Here is a 3,049-nt window from a genome sequence, read left to right as displayed (position 1 = left end):
GACTCATGACCCCATCCTGGGCCGTCACGACGTCTACAGCAGTATTCAACGCTTCTCGATCCTGAACTCGCCCTGTCCGGCGGACTTGCTATGAACCGCTGGCCTCAACTCACCCTGACAGACAGGGGCACCCCACACCATAGTGAGGTGAACTCCGCTGAAGGCCACCGTACGAGCCCGAAGATGGCGCTGACCACTCACTCCGACAACAGCGACAAACCATGATCGCCGCAGATGCCAACACTGACGAGCGGCTTGCTTACCTGCTCGACGGCATCTTCTCTGTTGCAGAAGAGTGGCACGACCTGCCAGTGTGGCTGCACCAGCTTGCCGAGGGGAGCGGCGTTGACCTCGACGAAATGCCTGGGGCGAGTCTGCGGTGGGCCCTCGGCTACTTCCTCGACGAGACAACACGGCAGGGCCGGGCAGAGGTGCAGTTGTCCTGGAAGACCGGGTCCGACGCCGCCACTGCACCTCCACACCGCAGCCCTACCGGGGAGAAGATGCTCGACCAGTGGGAGCGGCTGGCCGCACTCGTCACACACCCGGCCGCCGCCGCCCGACTACGTGATCTGTTGACACAGGGCGGCCGCAAAGTTCCGCACCAATCGGCGTCCGCAATCAGCCATTACCTCCAGCATGTTCGCCAGCCGCAGGCAACGATCTCTCTGGCAAGTGGCGCCGAGGTCACCCGCCGGTGGTCGCAACATGCCGTGGACCTGTCGCTGGGGCGCGCTCTGACGCTCCTCCCGATTGCCAAGGCAACCCCTGCCGGACGACCGGCAGCCGACCAGGCTCTGCGGACCGGCCTGGATACTGCGGCAGCCGCCATTCGCTCACCGCACTCTCAGGCGGGTACGGCGATGAGCATGCTGCGCCTGCTGACCGGCAACCGAAATCACCTTGCCCTCGCCGATCGCGACGAACTGTTGGCAATGACCGACGAAGCAGCCGCCAGGTATTCGGACCTTGACCATGTCATCGATGAACTGGCAGAGCTGCAGATTCAACTCGACCCCGGCCGCCGGGAGGCCGCCCGCCGAATGCAGGTTCAAGTCCGGCTGAACGCCGCCGCAGCACTGGCACCGATGATCCAGATGCTGCGCCTTGAGGAAGCTGCCGGCCTCGCCCGGGATTACCACCTGGTCGATCTGCGGGCCGAAGCGGTACGGCGCATGCAGCAGCTCTCCAACGCCGACTTCGGATTCGAAGCCGTCACATCCGAGGCTACTGTCCCCGGAGAAATCCGCGACCGCCAAGTACGAATGGCCAGTGACGGCGCCAACTGGCGGCAGGCACTCGCCAATTGGTTGAACACCCCATCGCCGTCGGGAAGCCGCTCCGCTAACGAACAAGACGTCCGGGTACTCACCCACCGCAGCTTCGCAAGGACATTGAGATCCCACCACTTCGGCGCCGGACAGCTCCCGCGGTGGCACGCCATTACTGAGGCAGAAAAGGACGCGGCCGACCTCGCCTGGTTTGAGAGCCTGCATTGCGCAGTCAACGGCGAGATCCTCGCTGAGGCCCTCGACCGCATCGTCCGATACCATGGTGTCCCAGAGGAGCGGGAGCTCACGCTGTTCCTCTCCGAGAATGGCGCTGATGCCGACCTGGCTGCGGCCCTGGCCCGTGCATTGCGCCGATATTGGGCAGGCGACCTAGAGGGCGCACTGCACACCTCGGCCGTCCGGGTTGAAGCCGCCGCCCGTAACGTTGTTCTCCTACTCGATGAACCCGCCTTCACCGTGGCCAACAACGATACCCAAGGCCGATTCGTCGGGCTGGATCAACTCCTGGACATTCTTCTCCGCCACGACTTCGACGAGGACTGGGATCGCTACTTACGAACCCTGCTCCTCGGCCCGACCGGGCAGAATCTGCGTCACGCCGTCGCCCATGGCCTGCTTCTCACTCCACCCACCGCTGCGACGGCTGCGCTAAGAGCGTGTCTCAGGTGGCGGTCGGCTGACCTTGGTGGTAGATCACTTCTACGTGGACGATCGGTTGATCTCTGAGTGGGTGCCTGACGAGTTGTGGAGCTTGGCCAGCCCGTTGATTCCGCCGCCGCCTCGACGTCCGCAGGGCGGGGGTACAGCCCCGATCGAGGCGCGGGCTGTGTTCGCCGCGATCGTGTACGTGTTGACCACTGGCTGCGCCTGGCGGCACCTGCCACCCGGGTTCGGAGTCTCCAAGGCCACCGCGCACCGCCGGTTCGTCGCCTGGACCCGGGCCGGGCTGTGGCGCAGGCTGCATGTCGCCGCCCTGGACCAGCTCGGCGCCAAGGGGTTGATCGACTGGTCCCGGGCCACCGCCGACGCGGCGTCGGTGCGGGCGAAAAGGGGGGCGACCTGACCGGACCGAGCCCGGTCGACCGAGGCAAGCCCGGCAGCAAGATCCACGCCCTGTCCGACCGCAACGGGTTGCCTCTGTCCGTCGGCGTGTCCGCCGCGAACACCCACGACAGCCGCTGCCTGGAGTCCCTGGTCCAGGCCGTCCCCGCCACGACGCGGACCACGCCGCCGGCGCCCCGACAAGCTGCACGCCGACAAGGGCTACGACTACCCCCACCTGCGCCGCATGCTCCGTGCCCGCGGCATCCGACCCCGCATCGCCCGTCGCGGCATCGAGTCGCCGAACCGTCTCGGCCGGCACCGCTGGGTGATCGAGAGGACGTTCGCCTGGTTCACCGGCTACCGCCGGCTGACCATCCGCTACGAACGCTCGGCCAGCCTCTACTGCGCGTTCGTCACCCTCGCCGCCGCCCTCACCTGCCACAAGCGCTACCTCAAACTCACCACCTGAGACACGCTCTAACTGGACGTTTGCTTCACCTTCGTGCCAGTAGTGGCTGATTCGCCACTCGACCTCGGCAGCATGAGATGTCCGGCTCTCCCCAGAAAGAGCGCATCTCGTGGACGTGAACCCGACCGGAATCAGAGCATTTCACCCCGGGATCGTGTCTGGTTCACTTTCACCCCGGCATCGACGGACATCACGTCCGCCGAGCCGATGCCCCAACGACATACGCCTTCACCATGACCGAACG

The 3,049-nt window shown here is 65.7% G+C and carries 1 protein-coding gene and 1 pseudogene; both read left to right on the top strand.

Annotation, left to right across the window (positions count from 1 at the left end; all coding sequences use genetic code 11):
• The first annotated feature begins 221 nt into the window (after positions 1–221).
• Positions 222–2,018, top strand: coding sequence for a hypothetical protein (locus E1258_RS31525; RefSeq protein WP_132407502.1), 1,797 nt, complete (start codon positions 222–224; stop codon positions 2,016–2,018).
• Positions 2,008–2,805, top strand: a pseudogene (locus E1258_RS31520) (IS5 family transposase). Before E1258_RS31525 ends, E1258_RS31520 begins: the two are co-directional and overlap by 11 nt.
• Positions 2,806–3,049: the final 244 nt, after the last annotated feature.

The organism is Micromonospora sp. KC207 (assembly GCF_004348615.1).
Classification (GTDB): Bacteria; Actinomycetota; Actinomycetes; order Mycobacteriales; family Micromonosporaceae; genus Micromonospora.
The sequence above is the reverse complement of the archived record's forward strand: the minus strand, read 5'-3'. Positions and strand labels throughout refer to the sequence as shown.

Bases quoted from the DNA above. Each gene is read 5' to 3' on its own strand.
- E1258_RS31525 (WP_132407502.1), top strand. From the start codon at position 222: ATGATCGCCGCAGATGCCAACACTGACGAGCGGCTTGCTTACCTGCTC.